The following is a 17461-nucleotide window of genomic DNA, read 5'->3' as shown; positions in this document are numbered from 1 at the left end:
GTCACCCCCGTTGCGCGATTGGGAATGGAATAACATCACTATGGCGAGGCGCCACCGTCAATGCAGGCACTTGTGCTGTCATATCGACCACAAACTCTCCTTGTGACCATCCGCCTTTACGTTTTCTAATTTCGACAGCAATACCTTGCTCATGAGGTGCAAGGCCGAGGCTGAGAGAGACGGGCAGTGACATGCCATAATCTTGCTTAGGCCGGAATAAAAACTGTAGGCAATCCCCTGTCTCACTGGCGAGTTGTAGCCGCTTAACTTGATGTATCTCCATATTTTCAAGCCATAACATCACCGCAGCACAAGCACCACTCTTTAAACATTGTTCCGCAGCCCATAGCGCATCATTAGTCGAAGTAGGATAGATAATCACCACCTGCTCCGTTGCAATGCCTTGTGAAGCCAAATATGCCGCATTCACGTGTCCCGGAGGCGCAATAAAAACAATAAGACGCTGTTGATGTTTAGAGAGGAATGTCTGCAATAAGCGTAACTCACCAATACCCAGAGAGGTACAGATTTCAACCACACCATGACGCGGAAAGCCACCCGCGAGTTGATTATCTAATACGGTATACCCTGTCTGTTGAACCGCTTTCACACATGGCTGCTCACTCCCGTGCCAGACTAAATGTTGATTCTGTAATTGTTCAATTAACTCATGCATCGCTTCTATTGCGTACGCTGCATTAGCGCACACACCTCACAACTGTATATATATACAGTATATTCAGAGATACACTGGCTGCAAGCCATTTTTACGGAAGATCGCGTAAAGATCCGCCGATCAATCGCGCGCGTTTTCGCATAAGAAGCGGGATTTCTATCACTTAGCGCTGCTATTCAAGACCTCAAAGCACTGCACCAAAGAAGTACTCTCGCGTCAGTAACAAGTACGGTGCCGTAATAGGCCTACGAAAGGAAAAATCGAACAGCGGTAAAGAATAGCCAAGTCGATGCATTGACTATTCTCGATGAGAAGTGCGAAAAGGTCTTTATACTCAAGCCACCTCAAGATGCTTGAGTATATCGGTAACCCGACTTACTCATCCGAATCCCAATCCTCAATATGATATTTACTCAAGATTTCTTGCAGTACTCCTGAGCGGCGCATCACCGCCATTTCAGCATCAAATGCCTCTGCCAGCGCTGTCGCACCACGCATCTTAGGAGAAAAACCAATCTTCGCAATATCGCCCTCTAGACAGCCCACCACTAAAAAGTCTTCTTTGCGGTCAATGCTTTCTAAATAAGCACCGAAGACGGCTTCGTCTTCAATGACGGCACTGACACGGCCTCTATCCATTAGCGCAACCATTTTACCGAACAGATCGCCTTCTTCTTGCTGAACAGAAAAGATGCTATCGCTGGCATTAGCGATGTGTGCATCTATCTCGCCATAGGTATAACCACTTACGACCCCTAACCGAATAGATGCTAAAGAGGACGGGGAGTCATAGGACCAAACCGTCTCTTTGTGCGTAAAGAAACAGTTGCGTATCAATCCAATTCCCTGCTTGGGAAAAATTAAGTCGGGTGCATCTGACTCAAGCAATACGACCATCGCATCATATTGACCATGCATCGTGGCAGTAATCTGTCGCTTAAAGGGTTGAAGCTCGTAACTAAACTGATAGCCCAAACGCGCTAACGCAGTATTGACAATCTCAATACTAAATCCTGGCAATGTATTGGTGTGAATGTTGTCACCAATTGCAAAAGGCGGCCAATCTTCCGTTGTTAACTTTAAACTTTCCGCCGACACCGATAATGTCGCCCCTGCCGTCAAGATAAACAAACACCCTGCTCTGCACCACTGCCTAGACATTGCCTTCATAACCACTCCTCACCAATAACTTCCGTAAAGTATATACCCATATGAGATACTGAGCAGTTAAACAATAAGACCTGCAAAAAGCGGCACAAGGCGCTATGAGGATAAAATACTATGTCGCAGAAAACGGGCAGATCGACAGTACTTCATACTAAAAATATAAGTTCAAAATTCTCACACATAAAAGACCAAACAACCAGACAAGCCCGCATGTTTAGCTGTATATCCAATCATTCACTCTCGTTAGAAAACAAATCACTAAGTAACAAGAAATACAATTGAAGTGATTGTATTTTATAGATAAATTAGTCAAATGCTCGTCAATAATTGCAGGAAGCAATCTTCAATCACATTTCAAGGAGCTGAAATGGATCTTTATCTGATGGCTTGGCTAAAAAGCTTTCATTTCACAGGCCGTACGCGACGCGATGATTTTTATATGTTCAGTGTTATTCATCTCACTTTTTACATGATATTGGCTCAATTCTGGATATTGGGAGCGGTTTACTTATGCCTTTCTATACCTGCCATGTTTGCCATCTTAGTGCGTCGCTTGCACGACACCGGTCACAGCGGTAACTGGATGATGCTCATTGCAATTCCAGTTCTTTTTCTGATGATACCGAACCAATCCACATCGGGTATGCCCTTTCTCATGCTGACGGTAGGCACTATATGGCTCGTTTTACTTCTCTGTATGGACAGCGATCCTAACGAAAATGCCTATGGGATTAGTCCTAAATACCACAGCATCAATTTTTAGTGGCGTTATCACTGCGCGAGAGCATGAATAGACATATACTCAGGCAATCTCAAGATGCGCCCCTTAGGGTGGGTTTTCTCGCTGAACAAGCATCTTAAGGTAGCTTCACTATCAAACAAAATGCCTCAGCCGATAGATCGTGATACGTAATGGAACCAGTAAACTTACCGTACCAACCTTTATTTCAAGCGATTAATGCGCTTTCCCCCATCAATGCAAAAGAGTGGCAAGCATTACTCGCAATCGCAAAAGAAGAAAAGTTTCAAACCGGTACGGCCCTTTTTCATGCGGGGGATACCCTAAGTCTCGTGCGATTTGTTGTCACGGGGATTGCGTGCCACTACTACATCAAGCCAGATGGGAATCGAATGAATAAGTCCTTTCTCAGTTGCAGTGACGTTGCCTCAAGCCTCTCTTCATTACATACACAAACCCCGAGCCGCTTTGGCTGTGATGCGCTCACTGATGTCACCTGTCTTTCCTTACACTACCGTCATCTCCAAACGCTATCTGCGTCTTCCAACGCATGGCGTACAGTCTTAGAACGTTTACTCGTGAGGCTTGCATTGCGCAAAGAAAAAAGAGAGGCCGACCTGCTGCTCCTTTCCCCAACAGATGCTTACTTACAGTTCAAGGAAGCGCATCCCAACCTGGATGCCATCATACCCAACTACCATATTGCCGCGTATCTTGGCATATCAGAAGTATCACTTTCTCGCATCCGCTCTCGTTTGGGATTGCAGAAACCATATCGAAAACATCCGCCAAATTAACCCGTGTTAAAGTGCTCTGGTTTCTCATTCGTTAGGTTAGCACAACCACAAAGGAGAAAGACCTATGAGAACAGAGAAAATAACCGGAAGAACCATAGTGATCAGCGGCGGCAGTTCCGGCATTGGTAGTGAGTTGGTTAAGCGACTTTGCGATGCAAATCAGCTGATTGTATTAGGACGGGACAAAGAGAAACTTCGCCAAATTGCTGGCAACAACATTGCGACATACCAAATCGATATCGGTAATCACAATGCGCGTACAACCCTGTTCAAATGGCTTAATGACAACTACCCCCAATTCGATACACTCATCAACAATGCAGGATGGATGGCGCATCATAATCTAGCTTCTACCCAAGAGGACGGTGATGTGGATACACGATGGCAAGCCTATCAACTTGAACTCCGTGACAATCTTGAGGCACATATGGCGATGACAATTCATGCGCTACCAAACCTATTAACGCGCCCTAACGCTGTCATTGCCAATATGACAACAGGATTAGTCTATGCCCCAAAATCAAGCAGCCCTTTCTATTGTGCAGCAAAAGCAGGGCTACACAGCTTCAGTCAAAGTCTACGAGAACAAACAAAACACCAAGATATTCGTATCATTGAAATCATGCCCCCTCTGGTCAACACACCATTTCATCAGAAAGGCTTGCCCGAAACCGTCAAGGCACTCACGCCAGAATACGTTGCCGAACAGAGTATTAAAGGCTGGCAACGTGGCAAAGATGAAATTCGTGTCGGCTTATCCAATACCGCTTACTGGTTAAGCCGAATTGCGCCAAGCTTAGGGTTCCATATCGTCAATCGCAAGTAACCGAGACTCTACGTTGATGACACTGCCAAACTTTGTGTCCCCGATTACTTGAGCGCCGATTTCACTGTAAACACCCCTGCTCGCATCACATTGAACATTGCCAACAAGGTTAACAATGCGGCACTGCCTAACGCCAATAACGTCGCCAGTGCCGCTCCCTCAATACCCAGCGGTGGAATCAAGAGTAGGTTAGCAACGACATCCACCAGCAACGCTACACCACCAATTTTTAGGACAAGGTGACTGCGCTTTAAATACTGTAACCAAGTAGACGAAAACGACGCCACACCCCAAATCCCATAAGCGCCAATCAATAAATACAAGGTCATGTTCGCTTCAGTGTAGTCATCACCAAATAGTCCCAACAATACGTGACTAGACAAAAACAGCACGCCACAAACCAATATCACCGCCACAGAGACCCAGAGCATCCCTTTTTTAAACAACTGAAAACCACCATCGCCATCATTGGCAATAGCGGGCGCAATTAATGGTAAAAACAGGCCAGCAACCGTCGTTTGAATAATGGGGATAAAGTGTGCCGTTGTGGAAGCGGCAGCAAAGACGCCAACCTCGTGCTCTGTCGCCATCGCCTCCAACATAAACAGATCCACTTGATTCATCACCATTGTCACTAGCATCGCTAGCATCATAGGGATAGAGAGCTTTAACCATTCGGTTGCCGGTGCAGTGTCATGATGCGCTTCAACGTCCACTAAGTTAAGTTGACGGATCTTGTGCCACTGCCAAGCAATAATCACCACAACAGTTGTTGCACCCGCAAGAATAACCTCACTCAGGGTCAAGGATGGCAGGCTATAAAACATCACCCAAATGGCCCCTATTTTCGCTAGCGGTAATCCGATTCGCCAAGGAAGATTAGACCAAGCGAGCTGTTTTGCTGATTGCAGTATACGACTTAGCAACGCCCCAACCGCGATCAGCGGAATCACGAACGACATTTTTAACAGTGGATGATGGTCTTGAGTATCCGTCACACCGAGATGAAAATAGCTTCCAATTGCCGTCAGTAAGATCACCGTAAATGATGTCACCATCGCGACAATCAGATAGAACTTCAAGAAATACCAAACGTGCTGATTTTCACCCCGAGCCAATCTCTCAGACAACAAGCGAGGCGCAATGCGATCACCACCTAGTAAGCAAAAGACACTGGCTGTGGTTGCAAACGCGTAGGCAACCTTATAATCGCCATAAGTATGACTTTCTAAGGTGCGACTCAGTGTGAGATTGAACAAATAATCGCAAATAAACCCAACAACCACACCCAATGACACAACCAATGTGCCATTACGCAGATATTGATGCTGGGGTGATGAAACTGATATCGAACTCATTCCTTGATGTCCTTAATGTCATCTTCTCTATCGTTATAGAATATATCTAGACACAGATGAAAAGAATAATAGATAAACAGTTTCACATTATTTACATGATTATGGCACTGACTGCACGTGTGATTTCTCGGCTTGACTCGCGTAACGGTTAGCCAGTAACGCGCAATAGAAAATTTGAATTGGGTGGTAAAACATGATGGGTAATAAAAACATCCCCAAATTAGGATCAGCGCCAAAAATCACTTTCGCCATAGGAACACCTGCCGCAAGCGTCTTCTTGGTTCCGCAAAAAACCGCAGCAATTTCATCTTCTCGACTAAAACCGCATTTACTTGCACTCCACGTAATACCGTGTGCGGCAACCAATAGGATGATAAATGACAGCGCAACGGCGATGAACAAAGCGGTTGGGCTAAAGCCCTGCCATATACCCTCGGCAACAGAGTCACTGAAAGCATTGAAGACGATCAACAAGATCACAACCTTATCCACCTTGTTAACCACTGTTTTATGGCGCTCAATAAAATGAATTAAGACAGGACGAAGTAGTTGTCCTATCACCATAGGTAAAAGCAGTAGGGTTGAAATAGAGACGATCGTTGCCATCAAATCCATTTCTACCCCTTCAAGCCCCATAAAGACTTGAATCAGAAATGGGGTAATAAACACCCCTAAGACACTCGACAGCGACGCGTTGAAAATCGCCCCCGGTACATTGCCTTTCGCGATACTGGTCATGGCAACCGACGAAGAAATCGTACTCGGTAACACAAACAAATAGCAAAAACCAAACGCCAAAGCGCTAGGCATTAGCAGATGCAAACCATCACCAAACACCACCCATAACAATGGATAGGCGATAAATGTGGCAGTCTGTACGAACAAGTGTAATCGCCAATTGCTGACACCCGCTTTAATGGCACTCGGAGAGAGCCCGAGACCATGCAAGAAGAAAATCAGAGCAATACCTGCGCTGGTTACAACATCCAGATGAAGAAACCCAGCAGACTTACCGACATTCGGGATCACCATTGCCAACAAAATGGCGACAACCATACCAACCAAAAACCACTCTTTCTTTATCACTGATATAAAACGCATGTCATCAATTCTTCTATGCAAAACTTAACCAATATCATAAGCTAGCTGCAACTTCCTTCCACCGATAATAAGAAACATTATGTCGAATAAAGGACAAACCCGTCAGATACCCTTATTAACCTCATTACCTCGCCCCCTTTATGCGCGCTCAGAAAGTTGGGGACAAGAAGGCAGCGTTACACCCTGGCACCAGCACGCATGGGGACAGCTCACTTACGCCGTTACAGGGGTACTTAGTGTCAATACCAAACAGGGGTGTTACATGGCTCCCCCACAGTTTGCGGTTTGGGTTCCCGGTAACATGCAACATCAGGTGGTTGCACAAGGCGCGGCAGAAATGCGTGGCCTCTATATTCAAACAGAAGTGTTACATGACCAACGTTGGCAACATGCGTTTGTTTGTGAAATCACTCCCCTTTGTCGTGAACTGATTGTACGCTTTTGCCAGCAGCCCATTGACTACAAACCCGATACACCGCAAAGCAGACTGGTTGACACATTAGTAGATGAATTAACGGTGCAACGCGATGCGCACATTCAACTGCCACTGCCAATGGATAAACGTACACATTCGATCTGCCAGTACTTACAGACACACCCTTACAGCCAAGAATCGATTACCGATCTTGGTCAAAAAGTTGGCTTAACCGGACGAAGCATTAGCCGTCTATTTAAAACCGAAACAGGACTCACCTTTCAGCAATGGCGGCAACGATTACGCCTGTTACATGCACTGACTCGACTTGAAAAAGGAGATAACGTTATGAAAGTGGCCTTAGAGTGTGGATACGACTCCAACTCTGCATTTGTCGCTGCTTTCAAGAAACAGTTTGGGCAAACACCTGGACGGTATTTTCAGACTAAAAGCCAACTTTAGCCTTGAAGCTAGTTGCGGCTCGATGGGCAAATTTCATCGCCAAAGGACAGAAATAATGTCTAGATAATCGGCGAAATTGCCACATAAAATCATGCGTGTGTGACTCAAATTTCTGAACCTCCTTTTCACCACCCGAATTGAAACAAATTATTGATAAATTTGTAATAATTCCCACCGAGACACCCACAAGCCGTGACCTGCACACATATTTCACATCAAAAAATAAACCGATAAAGTTTCGTTTTCTCGGCCCGGTTTTGAACCGAAAAATTACAGCGCATATAACAGTAATTTTACCACTGTTTCATCAGTTACATTTCACAGGTGATATGCGCCGGAGCTTTTTGTTAGCAGCATTTAGCCTTACGCGGAAGGTGGTATAAATATTTGTAAATGCAAAATATGGTACCGAGAAATATGAGTATACAAGCAGTTGATGATCTAACTACCGCTGCACCACCCAAAACTGATGCACTCGTTTACAAAATCGGCGATATCACATGTGATTTCTCTAACAACTATCTCGATGATGGTGCAAACACACATTGGATGATGCTCAAGGAAGCACAGGTCTTATTGGCGCTAGTCCGAGCGTACCCAAACCCTGTTAAACCGATGGAGTTACATCAAAACATTTGGCAAACAGGTCAACTGAATGAATCCCTGATCGATAAAGTCATCATCAACTTGCGTGAAAAACTCAATGATTTGGAATCGGAGATCATCCGCAAGGTACCTGAATTTGGCTACGTGCTCACTATGGCACCTAAGCCAGTGATGCATGCCGCTACCTTTGTTGAACCAAGCATCAATTCATTTGATGAAATTTATCGACACCCTAAACCCACTGCTGATCTCTCCATTTTCAAACAAATCGGTGTCTACGCTTTGGTCCCTGTCATGATGGGCATAGCATTTAAACTTGGTGCTTTCACCTACGACCAAATTCTTGGCTATAGTGAAACAGCAAAATGGATTACGCTTTCACAAGAAATCACACCAGAAGAAATCGAGTCGCTGAAAGCGCACTACAGCAGTGGTGACACACTGTTCATTGATAAAACCAGGGAAGGACGATTGGTCGTCTGTAGTCAGCCGAACAATCTACAGGGAATCGCATGTACAGAAAGATAATTCCTCTAGTATTACTCTTTGTTATCAGCTTTGGTGCTGGTATGGGATATGTAAAATATCAAGAGTTTCGCAAAGGCAATTTCAAGTTTGATGGTCACTGGATTGCGACATCAAATTTTAATCACTTAGATGAGCCAGTGAGCATTACGTCACAAGCTTATATTGCTGGTGAAACCGCTTTATTTCATGACTACTTCAGTACGATATATTTAACAGAAAAATATGTCACCTCAACGGAAGCGAGTTTATTCCAGATATCAAAATACCGTTTGGTTATTCGTCACGAGCAGCATAAAGCTTCTCAAGATGACATTCCTAAGCCGAAGAATAAGATTGTCATCTCGACATTCTATCCACTAGACAATAACCAGTTCTTCCTAAAATACCGTACGGATAATAACGAACACGTCTATTACTTATACAATAAGAAAGTATAATCCTTACACTGATACAAAAGAAAAAGCTCAACTTAGTTGAGCTCAGATTGATGACGAACCCCGCTTTTTAAGCGGGGTTCTTTTTTGGAAGCGACCGTAGGTCGCGATCGCGATATTTTTTGCTATGTCGTGCGCAGAAGTTTCCGTTCATTACATAGGCATACAGAAGCAAGTATTTGCCTCATTTCTGCCATGTTTAAGCCTATTTTTCGGAGATAGTTCATCACCAGCGCTATCTTCTTGATGTTTTGGGCTGCCGCTGCCAACCAACATTGCATTTGCACATTGGCTAGACCGCGGAAGCGAGCATAACGATGACCGTGATGTTGCTTAGCGTCTGCAAAGCTACGTTCTACTGTTTCACTTCGACGTCTATAAGTCTTCTTGCCGTAGGAAGAGAGCCGCATTTGGTTTGCCCTCTCTACTGCGTCACTATAGATATGCCGTGTAATCACTTTCTTCATATTTCTGCTTTGAGTACAGTCATCCCTCATTGGACAGAACGCACATTCTTTGGGGGCTGAGTGGTATTCTCGATACGCATCGCGTGAGGTAGTTTTATAAAGCAACTCCTGACCATTCGGACATTGGTAGCTGTCTCTTTGCGCATCGTAAGTAAAGTGCTTCTTTTTGAACGTATTTTTCGTTCTAGATGGACGTCGATAACCGAACACGCCAAGAATAGCTCGACGTTCAAGTGACTCCGCCACTGGAGCAGTAAAGTAGCCCGCATCCAGTCCAACAGCTATCGGGTTCAATTGGAATGTGGCAAGCGTGTAATCTAAGCGTTGAACGTAAGGCTGTGAGTCATTGATGTTACCCGCGGTGGTGTAGGTATCGAGAATAATTCCGTGTTGACCATCAACGGTTCGATGGTCGAGATAAAAGAAGCCTTGAGGCTTATTATCACGAGTCATGAAGCCACTCTCTGGGTCAGTGGTGCTGGTTTTAGTATTCTTTGTTTTTGGCTCTGACTCCCGAGCCTTAAGTGGCTTCTTACCTGCTTTTTCTCGGTCTAAAGCGACGTCTTCATCCAGCATATCAAGATAGGTACTGGCACGAACCGCCGTGACTTTATTGGTGTGTTTATTCTTGTTGGCGTTCGCTTTGAGATGAGTACTGTCCGTAAAGAGCTCTTGACCCGCGACCAAGCCTTTCGACATGGCTTGCTCTACGATATTGATAAAAATACGTTCGAATACATCCGTGCCATTAAAGCGACGAATGCGGTTCTGGCTGAGAGTAGAAGCGTGAATGACTTTCTCTGTTAATGACATCCGCAAGAACCAACGGTAAGCGACATTCACTTCAATCTCTTTGACGAGCTGACGCTCACTTTTTATGCCAAAGATGTAGCCAAGTAAGATGATTTTGAAGAGGCGGACAGGGTCAACAGGTGGGCGTCCATTATCTTTACAGTAAAGATGAGCGACTTCATCTCGAATGAATTCGAAGTCGATAGCATTATCGATTTTACGCACTAAATGGTTTTTAGGAACTAACTGTTCCATCGTCACCATTTCCAGTTCGTATTGTTGCGGAGTAGGCTCTTGAAGCATAACGGAGTGTCCATATTTCGATACCCCTATTAGATCAAAGGTCTAGCTCGAAAGCTAGACCTTTGTCAGCAGTCTGAGCTCAACTTAGTTGAGCTTTTTTTATTGATGTATACACAATCATGCATCAGGACTTAAAATAATCACGCGCTTCTTTTTACCTGAATCGATCACTTGGCTGATGGGTTTTGACTCGGGCTCATCCACCTCAGCAGTGGCTTTTTCCTGAACATCAGATCGTGCTACCGATGTGGCATCACTTTCAGCCGCATCTTCAACTGCATCTTCAACTACATCGTGCTCAACGACTGCAGTTTCAACTGGTTCCTCAGCGAGGATCTCAACGTCTGCAACCTCTTCCTCGACCACAGTTTCAGGATCATCAAGGTTAGGAACACTTTCATCTGCAATCTCAAGATCCGACGCAATTTCATCACCATCATCAATGCGAACGTTACCCTCTACAGTGTCATCAGTTGCAGACTCTGTCTCAACAATAGAGATCGATTCGACGGGTGTTTCGGGCGCTGCTTCCGACGCTAACGCTTGCTCAGAAGCAGACTTCTCATCGATAACATCTAACATCTGATTATCTGCTTGCTGCTGCGCATAAACAGCCACAATCGCTTCACTGAATACTGGCGCAACGAAGCCCGCGATACGTGCTTCTTGTTCTTTAGATAACGTTATCGCTACGGGATCGACCGCCTCTTCAAGGTCACGGGTATTTTCTACCGCATGAGCGATTTCTTGACCGATATCACTCTCTTTCTCTGATGCCAAAGCGCCAAACTCTAGTTCACTAAAGGAAGCTTCAAGCTCCCCCTCTTTCTCTTCAAGAGTCAGTGCGGTAACTGCCGGCGGAGCCGACGCTGTTTCTGCCTCTTCAATATCACTCGTTACAACAACTTCTGAAGGTAGAACAGCCTGAGGAGACGGATTGATAGTAGGTGTAGTGGCAACCTTTGGCTCTGGTGACGACGTCACTTTTGGCGCCTCAGTAAACCAGCTCACTGGCAAAATCCAAGGTTGTCGTGCTTTCCAGCTGGCTGGTAGGTCAGCTTGCAGTGCTTTCGCGTTGGAATAGCCTTCCACCGGTCCGGCGACTAATACCTTGTATTGCACTCCCGACTGTACTTTCTTGCATAAATTGAGTTGAGATCGGATATCCAACGGCAACTCATTTAACTGTTCATTACTTGGTAAGCGCTTTTTATTGGTGCCGGAGAAAAGCTGGATTAAATATCCACCTTTTGATTGAGCATACTCCTGCTCGCACATATTTATATTGTTATCTTGAGCCAAGTCAGAAAATATATCAGCAGAGTCGATATCTGTTTGCGCGTGCAATGCGCTGGACACTGCAAATACTAGTGGCAACAAATGATACTTCTTCTTCATAATGTTCTGCTTAATTAAAATAAACGGTAACAAACAACATTGTCATTTGCATGGATTGTTGACCTCAATTGCCCAATGTTACCACATTAGCCGATTCAATCATCGCCAGATTGACAGACAAATTAGTAAATTCGGCACTAAGATCAACAGCATGAACTTGACGACTCTCAAATTTTCCGGCGAGGTACACAAAAATGCCATGACAATATGAAGTATTTGGCTCAAATTCGCACGGTAACAGCATTGATACTCAATCCACCTCACTCAGCATAGTGACGAATAACGTCCCTACCCCGTTGAGTAATTTATACGCTATCACCACATTCCATCTGGGTTGCATATGTTATCTTGACAACATTTCATGCATTATTTGCAACCAAGTAACTGGTGTGCTGTTTCCTGCATCTGATCTCCCTTCATGAAACGAAAGGTCAAAGACAGTTTGACACAGAGCACAGTTTTTTGATGTATTTAGCTTATTATTCGCAAAGTTAGCCTTACAAACCTATCTGTGAGGCTAACATTCACACTTTGTGCTGACATCAAAGCGCAAAAGTTAGTCGGGGAGCTCAAGTGAGAGCTGAGACTGTTAAATAACAGGACCCGTTGAACCTGATTCAGTTAATACTGGCGTAGGGAACTAACAGGCAGATCACGACTATCTTGCTTCCTGTTATTCGATCTACGTCGCTAAGAAAGGGAAGCAAAGCCTATGTCTACTCCAATCACTTTGACCATCGCAGGCTCCGATAGTGGTGGCGGCGCTGGTATTCAGGCGGATATCAAAGCGATTTCTGCCACAGGTGGCTACGCTTGCTCAGCGATTACCGCATTAACCGCACAAAACACCCAGGGCGTTCAAGGTATCTTACCCATTGATACTGACTTTGTTGCTCAACAACTTGATGCGATTTTCACAGACCTCAATGTCAAAGCCGTCAAAATTGGCATGCTGGCGGATAGCAATATCATTGGCGTTGTCGCGGAGAAACTGCGTCAGTATAGGCCACAGCATATCGTGCTAGACCCTGTCATGGTCGCGACGAGCGGTGATTTGCTGTTAAAAACAGACGCCATTGAAAGCCTAAAAAACGAACTGTTGCCCCTTGCCACGGTTATCACGCCTAATTTGCCCGAGGCGGCAGCACTCACAGGCCTACCAATCCCCCATAACGATGCGGAGACAAAATCACTGATAGCCGCATTGCAAGCACTCAATACCCACGCGGTATTACTCAAAGGCGGGCATCACCATGACGATAGCCAAGCCACTGACTATCTAATAAAAGACGGGAAAGTCACCCCGTATACCGTGGCTCGCCACCACACACACAACACCCATGGTACGGGATGTACTCTCTCGTCAGCGATTGCGAGCTACTTAGCGCAGCAGCACACTTTACATACCGCAGTGGAACTCGGCAAAGCCTACATAACCGACGCGATTAAACACGCCGATGACCTCGAAATTGGCAAAGGCCACGGGCCCGTTAATCACTTCTTTGCTCTCAAAAAATGACCATTACGGCTAATTCGCTGAGCTTGAGATTTGATAATGAAGCTCAGCCACTTTTTGACAACCTCAGCTTTGCTTTTCGTGACTGGACCTGCGTCCTAGGACGAAGCGGTTGTGGTAAAACGACCTTACTTCGTTTACTGGCGGGGTTAACGGACGACGCGCACTTTACGTCGGGCGATATCCGTCTCGGTGATGGTCAGCAAACACAACCACTTAGCCATCAACACGTGGCCTATATGGGACAACAAGACTTGCTGTTCCCTTGGCTCAATGTGCTCGATAACGTCTGCCTATCCTCGGTGATTAAAGGCAAAAAGCCAACCCAAAGCCAGTGTCAAAGAGCCAAGGCATTATTGAAAGAGGTTGGCCTTGAGGGTGAAGAAGCAAAAACACCAAACCAACTTTCCGGTGGAATGCGACAACGCGTTGCTTTGGCAAGAACACTCATGCAAGACAAGCCAGTGGTGTTGATGGATGAGCCATTCTCTGCCCTAGATGCCGTCACGCGACATAAGCTTCAGGCACTGAGTGCCAAATTACTCAAAGGGAAAGATGTGCTTTTAATCACCCACGACCCGCTGGAAGCGTTACGCCTTGGCAATGACTTGTATCTATTACAAGGCCGACCTGCTCAGCTTGTCCCCCTCGTCACTCCAGATACACCGACACCAAGGGAATTGACTGCTGATATTGCGGCGTTACACCAGCAAATCATCGCCAAACTAGAAGGCCAATATGCTGAAGTCTAAAGCACTGACAACCCTCTCCCGAGGTATCATTAGCCTACTGATCATTCTTGGTCTGTGGCAGCTAGCTATCACGGTTTTTGAGTTACCGCCTTTCATATTGCCATCGCCAGTAGCCGTCATGGATAGCATTATCGCGCGTCATGATGTCCTGCTTCGTCATACCAAAGTCACCGCTATCGAAATCGCCTTAGGGTTACTCTTGGGATTAAGCATGGGGCTCTTTTTCGCTTTGCAAATGCTTTTATTTGCCCCGCTACGTCGCTGGCTGCTGCCGATCCTCATCGCCAGCCAAGCCATTCCTGTCTTTGCCATTGCCCCGATTTTAATGCTTTGGCTAGGCTACGGTATCGCTTCAAAGGTTGTGATGGCCGCCATCATTATCTTCTTCCCTGTCACGACCTGTTGTTATGACGGCCTACGACAAACGCCAAAAGGGTATCTCGACCTTGCCAAAACCATGGATGTGAGTCGATGGCAGCTACTGCGCTATGTGCGCTTGCCTGCCGCTTTACCCACCATTGCTTCTGGCATTCGTGTCGCTGTCGTTGTAGCCCCCATTGGCGCTGTTGTTGGCGAATGGGTGGGATCCAGTGAAGGGCTTGGCTATCTCATGCTACACGCCAATGCACGAATGATGATTGCAGATATGTTTGCAGCCCTGTTCATGCTCGCTAGCATGTCCGTCGCACTCTATTTCATCACCGACCAAATTTTAAAACTCGCCATTCCTTGGAATGGCCAACAATAACCACAACAACATTCTAATTAATGAGAGAAAGTATGAAACTATTGAAAAATGCGACGCTTGCGATGAGTGTCCTCTTAACTGCAGGGCAGGCTAACGCAAAAGAGATGACCTTGATGCTCGATTGGTTTGTCAACCCGAACCATGGCCCTATCGTTATCGCTCAACAACATGGCCTCTTTGAAGATCAAGGGTTAACGATTAACATTCAAGAGCCAGCAGACCCAAGTGTGCCTGCAAAACTCGTTGCGGCGGGTCGTGTCGACATGGCGGTATCTTATCAACCAAGCCTCACTGTCGATGTTGCAGCAGGCCTACCGCTGATCCGCTCAGCAACTTTAATTGCGACACCACTGAACAGCATGATGGTGCTTGATAAAAGTGGCATTACTTCACTCGATCAACTCAAAGGCAAGAAGGTTGGCGTCGCTATTCCAGGCAATGAGCGCTCTACCGTCGGTACTATGGTTGAGAACAATGGTATTAAGTTCGAAGACGTTGAAATCATCAATGTTGGTTGGGCCCTCTCTTCCTCGCTTGCTTCAGGTAAAGTCGATGCGATTTGGGGTGGCTTCCGCAACTTTGAAAGCAATCAACTTGCGATTGAAGGCTACACTGCCGTCACTTTCTTCCCAGAAGAGCATGGTGTACCCGCCTATGATGAACTCGTTATCGTTGCGAATCGTGACAAGCATGATGCTGAAGCATTGAAAAAATTCAACCACGCACTCGAGCTGGCCACACAATACATCGTCAACAACCCAGACAAAGCTTGGAAAGAGTTCATTGCTTACTCGCCAGACACACTAGACAATGAACTCAACAAACGTGCATGGCGCGATACGCTACCACGATTTGCCCTACGTCCATCGGCAACAGATCCACAGCGCTACGATGTTTACGCACAGTATCTAGAAGCGAACGGCATTATCGAAAAAGCGCCAACAACCGCCGATTACCTCCCAACGCTATAAGGGTGACCTATGAACCACCACGATCTAGTCGCAGCCTGTCAATCTGAATGGCAAGGCTATACCGAACATGAATTTGTCAAATCCCTCGCACTGGGAAGCCTGGCGCAACGGCACTATCAGCACTATCTGCAGCAAGACTTTTTGTTCTTGAAGCACTATGCCCGCGCATTTGCTTTGGCGATTTACAAGTCTAATGATTTGGCTGAGATGCGTGACAGTTTACCTGTCCTACATGGCTTACTCGATCAAGAAATTCAGCACCATGTTGATTACTGCGGTCAGTGGGGCTTAACAGAAGCGGACATGGAAGCCGAGCCTGAAGACTTCGGCACTGTCGCTTACACGCGCTATGTCTTAGATTGCGGCATGCAAGGGGATCTGGTCGAACTATTTGTTGCACTCGCACCTTGTTCAATCGGCTATGGCGTCATTGGTGAAGCGCTGTTGGCAGAGTCAGCGCAACAAGCCGGTACCACCGTTCTGGAAGGCAATCCCTACCGGAGTTGGATTGAGATGTATGGCGGCGATGACTTCCAACACGGGGTCGAAATAACGCGTCAGCGTCTTGATCGACTATTGGCTGATATCCCACTAACCTCAGCGCGTGGACAACGATTGATCGAAGTATTCCGCACCGCAACACGAATGGAAATTGCATTCTGGCAACAGGGGCTCAACGCTTAGTCTTTTATAACGACAAATAAAAAAGCGCGTGTCATCGATTGGCACGCGCTTTTTCAATCATGTTGACCTAGAAACCGAGCTCTCGCAGCGTTGCAGCGGCTTGATGCACTTCCTCAGGGATATCCTGACTAATCTGAAAGCCTTTCTCCGGATAATCACGCACTCTATCAAAGTCATCCAACATGGCAGAAACCACATCCGCGAAAGGAAAGCTATCCGTAGGATAATCCACTAACGAAATAGGCGGTGACGCCACTGTCACTTCGACACCAGGCCATTGTTTCTTCACAGTCGCGTAGGCTCGTCGCTCCATATAAGGCTTTTGAACGACTAATACACGTCTCGGCGCTTTCCCATGCTTTTCTAGCAATGCCCGAGAAAACTGGACATTCTCGCCCGTATTTGTCGCTTCTTTTTCCAACGCCACAGCCGTTGCAGGTACCCCTTTTTCCATGGCAACCTGAGAAAACGCCTCTGCCTCAGTACAATCGAAAAGGTCACTCGTAAATCTGCCTTGCGCGCCACTAAATACCACTAATGGGGCTAATCCTTGTTTGTACAAGGCTGCGGCATGCTCTGCCACTCGCAGGTCATTGCTGCCCATCACTAAAATTACATCAGCAGTTTCAGGTTGCTGTGAGAGTAAATGATAATCCCAAATCACTTTCGCAGCAGAATACACAGCCGTTCCCATAAATCGTCACCTCAATGTGCGTTTTTT

17 protein-coding genes, 1 pseudogene and 1 riboswitch are annotated in these 17461 nt (G+C 46.0%); of the genes and pseudogenes, 11 read left to right on the top strand and 7 right to left on the bottom strand.

Annotated features, from left to right (window positions below; translation table 11 throughout):
• Position 1: 1 nt before the first annotated feature.
• Together imuA and TSUB_RS19955 are read right to left on the bottom strand one after the other, a co-directional pair.
• Positions 2–676: a translesion DNA synthesis-associated protein ImuA gene (gene imuA / locus TSUB_RS19960; protein ID WP_087016276.1), complete on the bottom strand. Its 675-nt coding sequence runs from the start codon at positions 674–676 to the stop codon at positions 2–4.
• Positions 677–1051: 375 nt separating this feature from the next.
• Complete coding sequence (locus tag TSUB_RS19955) at positions 1052–1846, bottom strand: substrate-binding periplasmic protein (protein ID WP_087016278.1); 795 nt, start codon at positions 1844–1846, stop codon at positions 1052–1054.
• A 364-nt stretch (positions 1847–2210) separates the two neighbouring features.
• On the opposite strand from TSUB_RS19955, the gene TSUB_RS19950 reads away from it, so the two are divergent.
• The 3 genes from TSUB_RS19950 to TSUB_RS19940 all read left to right on the top strand — a co-directional run bounded on the left by TSUB_RS19950 (position 2211) and on the right by TSUB_RS19940 (position 4205).
• On the top strand, positions 2211–2606 hold the full coding sequence (locus tag TSUB_RS19950; RefSeq protein ID WP_159064747.1) for a DUF805 domain-containing protein: 396 nt from the start codon (positions 2211–2213) through the stop codon (positions 2604–2606).
• Positions 2607–2755: 149 nt separating this feature from the next.
• The gene (locus TSUB_RS19945; protein WP_087016281.1) at positions 2756–3379 is read left to right on the top strand and encodes a Crp/Fnr family transcriptional regulator; all 624 of its coding nucleotides are present in this window, start codon (positions 2756–2758) and stop codon (positions 3377–3379) included.
• Positions 3380–3443: 64 nt separating this feature from the next.
• Entirely contained in the window at positions 3444–4205 is a 762-nt protein-coding gene (locus tag TSUB_RS19940; protein WP_087016283.1) for an SDR family NAD(P)-dependent oxidoreductase, read from the top strand.
• 44 nt (positions 4206–4249) lie between these two features.
• On the opposite strand, the gene TSUB_RS19935 is transcribed toward TSUB_RS19940, so the two are convergent.
• Both TSUB_RS19935 and TSUB_RS19930 read right to left on the bottom strand, forming a co-directional pair.
• Positions 4250–5563, bottom strand: coding sequence for an oligosaccharide flippase family protein (locus TSUB_RS19935; protein WP_087016285.1), 1314 nt, complete (start codon positions 5561–5563; stop codon positions 4250–4252).
• A gap of 99 nt (positions 5564–5662) precedes the next feature.
• Positions 5663–6664: a bile acid:sodium symporter family protein gene (locus tag TSUB_RS19930; protein ID WP_087016287.1), complete on the bottom strand. Its 1002-nt coding sequence runs from the start codon at positions 6662–6664 to the stop codon at positions 5663–5665.
• A gap of 79 nt (positions 6665–6743) precedes the next feature.
• On the opposite strand from TSUB_RS19930, the gene TSUB_RS19925 reads away from it, so the two are divergent.
• From TSUB_RS19925 to TSUB_RS19915, 3 genes are all read left to right on the top strand, one after another.
• Positions 6744–7541, top strand: a complete 798-nt coding sequence (locus TSUB_RS19925) for an AraC family transcriptional regulator (RefSeq protein ID WP_087016289.1) — start codon at positions 6744–6746, stop codon at positions 7539–7541.
• 417 nt (positions 7542–7958) lie between these two features.
• A complete protein-coding gene (locus TSUB_RS19920) occupies positions 7959–8675 on the top strand; it encodes a winged helix-turn-helix domain-containing protein (RefSeq protein ID WP_159064748.1) in 717 nt (238 codons plus the stop codon).
• A complete protein-coding gene (locus TSUB_RS19915) occupies positions 8660–9112 on the top strand; it encodes a hypothetical protein (protein WP_087016292.1) in 453 nt (150 codons plus the stop codon). Before TSUB_RS19920 ends, TSUB_RS19915 begins: the two co-directional genes overlap by 16 nt.
• 122 nt (positions 9113–9234) lie before the next feature.
• Here the strand turns inward: TSUB_RS19915 and TSUB_RS19910 are convergent, their stop codons facing one another.
• A complete protein-coding gene (locus TSUB_RS19910; protein WP_221274547.1) occupies positions 9235–10671 on the bottom strand; it encodes an IS1182 family transposase in 1437 nt (478 codons plus the stop codon).
• Positions 10672–10788: 117 nt separating this feature from the next.
• Entirely contained in the window at positions 10789–12069 is a 1281-nt protein-coding gene (locus tag TSUB_RS19905) for a hypothetical protein (protein ID WP_087020037.1), read from the bottom strand.
• A gap of 551 nt (positions 12070–12620) precedes the next feature.
• Positions 12621–12725: riboswitch (TPP riboswitch) on the top strand.
• 56 nt (positions 12726–12781) lie between these two features.
• Here TSUB_RS19905 and thiD point away from each other — a divergent pair.
• The 5 genes and pseudogenes from thiD (at position 12782) to TSUB_RS19880 (ending at position 16740) form a co-directional block, all read left to right on the top strand.
• Positions 12782–13588 carry a bifunctional hydroxymethylpyrimidine kinase/phosphomethylpyrimidine kinase gene (thiD, locus tag TSUB_RS19900; RefSeq protein WP_087020043.1) on the top strand — a complete coding sequence of 269 codons (807 nt, stop codon included), beginning with the start codon at positions 12782–12784 and terminating at the stop codon, positions 13586–13588.
• Entirely contained in the window at positions 13585–14337 is a 753-nt protein-coding gene (locus TSUB_RS19895) for an ABC transporter ATP-binding protein (RefSeq protein ID WP_087020046.1), read from the top strand. The genes thiD and TSUB_RS19895 overlap by 4 nt, the downstream gene beginning before the upstream one ends.
• A 28-nt stretch (positions 14338–14365) precedes the next feature.
• Positions 14366–15085, top strand: a pseudogene (locus TSUB_RS19890) (ABC transporter permease); the annotation flags it as partial.
• Between the two features lie 32 nt (positions 15086–15117).
• A complete protein-coding gene (locus TSUB_RS19885; RefSeq protein WP_087020053.1) occupies positions 15118–16056 on the top strand; it encodes an ABC transporter substrate-binding protein in 939 nt (312 codons plus the stop codon).
• A 9-nt stretch (positions 16057–16065) separates the two neighbouring features.
• Complete coding sequence (locus TSUB_RS19880) at positions 16066–16740, top strand: TenA family protein (protein ID WP_087020055.1); 675 nt, start codon at positions 16066–16068, stop codon at positions 16738–16740.
• A gap of 67 nt (positions 16741–16807) precedes the next feature.
• Here TSUB_RS19880 and TSUB_RS19875 read toward each other — a convergent pair whose 3' ends face one another.
• Positions 16808–17434, bottom strand: coding sequence for a YdcF family protein (locus tag TSUB_RS19875; protein WP_087020058.1), 627 nt, complete (start codon positions 17432–17434; stop codon positions 16808–16810).
• Between the last annotated feature and the right edge of the window lie 27 nt (positions 17435–17461).

The organism is Thaumasiovibrio subtropicus, assembly GCF_019703835.1.
GTDB lineage: Bacteria > Pseudomonadota > Gammaproteobacteria > Enterobacterales > Vibrionaceae > Thaumasiovibrio > Thaumasiovibrio subtropicus.
The sequence above is the reverse complement of the archived record's forward strand: the minus strand, read 5'-3'. Positions and strand labels throughout refer to the sequence as shown.

Coding starts and splice junctions, on each gene's coding strand:
- imuA (WP_087016276.1), bottom strand. CDS start 676: ATGCATGAGTTAATTGAACAATTACAGAATCAACATTTAGTCTGGCAC.
- TSUB_RS19955 (WP_087016278.1), bottom strand. CDS start 1,846: ATGAAGGCAATGTCTAGGCAGTGGTGCAGAGCAGGGTGTTTGTTTATC.
- TSUB_RS19950 (WP_159064747.1), top strand. CDS start 2,211: ATGGATCTTTATCTGATGGCTTGGCTAAAAAGCTTTCATTTCACAGGC.
- TSUB_RS19945 (WP_087016281.1), top strand. CDS start 2,756: ATGGAACCAGTAAACTTACCGTACCAACCTTTATTTCAAGCGATTAAT.
- TSUB_RS19940 (WP_087016283.1), top strand. CDS start 3,444: ATGAGAACAGAGAAAATAACCGGAAGAACCATAGTGATCAGCGGCGGC.
- TSUB_RS19935 (WP_087016285.1), bottom strand. CDS start 5,563: ATGAGTTCGATATCAGTTTCATCACCCCAGCATCAATATCTGCGTAAT.
- TSUB_RS19930 (WP_087016287.1), bottom strand. CDS start 6,664: ATGCGTTTTATATCAGTGATAAAGAAAGAGTGGTTTTTGGTTGGTATG.
- TSUB_RS19925 (WP_087016289.1), top strand. CDS start 6,744: ATGTCGAATAAAGGACAAACCCGTCAGATACCCTTATTAACCTCATTA.
- TSUB_RS19920 (WP_159064748.1), top strand. CDS start 7,959: ATGAGTATACAAGCAGTTGATGATCTAACTACCGCTGCACCACCCAAA.
- TSUB_RS19915 (WP_087016292.1), top strand. CDS start 8,660: ATGTACAGAAAGATAATTCCTCTAGTATTACTCTTTGTTATCAGCTTT.
- TSUB_RS19910 (WP_221274547.1), bottom strand. CDS start 10,671: ATGCTTCAAGAGCCTACTCCGCAACAATACGAACTGGAAATGGTGACG.
- TSUB_RS19905 (WP_087020037.1), bottom strand. CDS start 12,069: ATGAAGAAGAAGTATCATTTGTTGCCACTAGTATTTGCAGTGTCCAGC.
- thiD (WP_087020043.1), top strand. CDS start 12,782: ATGTCTACTCCAATCACTTTGACCATCGCAGGCTCCGATAGTGGTGGC.
- TSUB_RS19895 (WP_087020046.1), top strand. CDS start 13,585: ATGACCATTACGGCTAATTCGCTGAGCTTGAGATTTGATAATGAAGCT.
- TSUB_RS19885 (WP_087020053.1), top strand. CDS start 15,118: ATGAAACTATTGAAAAATGCGACGCTTGCGATGAGTGTCCTCTTAACT.
- TSUB_RS19880 (WP_087020055.1), top strand. CDS start 16,066: ATGAACCACCACGATCTAGTCGCAGCCTGTCAATCTGAATGGCAAGGC.
- TSUB_RS19875 (WP_087020058.1), bottom strand. CDS start 17,434: ATGGGAACGGCTGTGTATTCTGCTGCGAAAGTGATTTGGGATTATCAT.